General features: G+C 61.7%; 1 protein-coding gene and 1 pseudogene. Both read left to right on the top strand.

Annotated features, from left to right (window positions below; all coding sequences use genetic code 11):
* Nucleotides 1–1,464, top strand: a 1,464-nt coding sequence (locus NW820_RS03935) for a bifunctional aconitate hydratase 2/2-methylisocitrate dehydratase (protein ID WP_414406744.1), incomplete at its 5' end; no start/stop codon positions are given.
* A gap of 67 nt (nucleotides 1,465–1,531) precedes the next feature.
* Nucleotides 1,532–1,725: pseudogene (locus NW820_RS03930) on the top strand (PepSY domain-containing protein); the annotation flags it as partial.

Below are 1,725 nucleotides of genomic sequence, written 5' to 3'. Positions count from 1 at the left end.
GGCGTGCGCCCGGGCACCAGTTGTGAGCCCCTCATTACCACGGTGGGATCCCAGGACACCACCGGCCCCATGACCCGCGATGAGCTGAAGGAGCTGGCCTGTCTGGGCTTCAACGCCGACCTAGTGCTGCAGAGCTTCTGCCACACCGCCGCCTATCCCAAGCCGGTGGACATCCAGATCCACAAAGAGCTGCCCGACTTTTTCGCTTCCCGCGGGGGCGTTGTCCTGCGTCCCGGCGATGGCATCATCCACTCCTGGCTGAATCGCATGTTGCTGCCCGACACCGTGGGCACAGGGGGCGACTCCCACACCCGCTTCCCCTTGGGGATCTCCTTCCCGGCGGGATCCGGTCTGGTGGCCTTTGCCGCCGCCATGGGGGTGATGCCCTTGGACATGCCGGAGTCGGTGCTGGTGCGCTTTACAGGTGAATTGCAGCCGGGGATCACCCTGCGGGACATTGTCCATGCCATCCCCTACGTGGCCATTCAGAGGGGGCTGCTCACCGTTGAGAAAAAAGGCAAGAAAAACGTCTTTGCCGGGCGCATCATGGAGATCGAGGGCCTGCCGCATCTGAAGGTGGAGCAAGCTTTTGAGTTTACCGATGCCTCGGCAGAGCGCAACTGTGCCGGCTGTACCATCCAGCTGAGCCTCGAGACGGTCTCAGAATATCTGCGCTCCAACGTGGTGCTGCTGAAGAACATGATCGCCCGCGGCTATCAGGATGCGAGAACCTTGCTGCGGCGCATCGCCAAAATGGAAGCATGGCTGGCCAACCCCACCCTCCTGGAGGCGGATGCCGACGCCGAATACGCCGAAGTCATCGAAATTGACCTCAGCACCATCACCGAGCCAATTGTCTGTGCCCCCAACGATCCCGACAAGGTGATGACCCTGAGCGAAGTCCATGCCCAACACGCCGCCGGCAACCCCGATACGCCGATCAAGATTGACGAAGTTTTCATCGGCTCCTGCATGACCAACATCGGCCACTACCGCGCCGCCGCCAAAATCCTGGAAGGCCAAGGGCGGGCCAAGGTGCGCCAATTCTGGATCTGTCCGCCCACCCGCATGGATGAGGCACAACTGCGCTCGGAAGGCGTATACGGCATCTTTGCTGCCGCCGGGGCCAGAACGGAAATGCCGGGATGCAGCTTGTGTATGGGCAACCAAGCCCGCGTGGAAGACGGGGCCACCGTCATGTCCACCTCCACCCGCAACTTCAACAACCGCATGGGCAAAGACGCGCGGGTTTATCTGGGATCCGCCGAGCTGGCCGCCGCCTGCGCCCTTTTGGGCCGGATCCCCACCCCTGAGGAGTACCGAGAGATCGTCTCCACCAAGATCCAGCCCTTTGCCGGCGAGCTGTACCGCTACCTCAACTTCCACGAGATCCCCGGCTTTGAGGACGAAGGACGGGTCATCCCGCGGCAGCACGTGGAGGAGCTGTCCAGGAGCCGTTCTTGAGCGAGAATAGGGGCTAGCTGCCCTGATAGCATGGCAGGGATCGCCCCATTGCCCTGGAGAAAGCTCAATGGCCCTGAATCCAAAGAGGATCCGCCGCATCCACCGCACCCTTGCCCCCATCCTGGCCTTGCCTTTGGTGGTAACGGTGCTAACGGGATCCCTCTATCAAATTGCCCGCCTTAACGAAAACTTCGACTACTACTGGCTGATCCAAATCCACAAAGGGCAGTGGGGCCCCCTCGACCTGCAAGCGGTTTACCC

Origin of the sequence: Synechococcus sp. R55.7, assembly GCF_047461955.1 — a bacterium.
Classification (GTDB): Bacteria; Cyanobacteriota; Cyanobacteriia; order Thermostichales; family Thermostichaceae; genus Thermostichus.
This window is presented reverse-complemented; position numbering and strand designations above follow the sequence as displayed.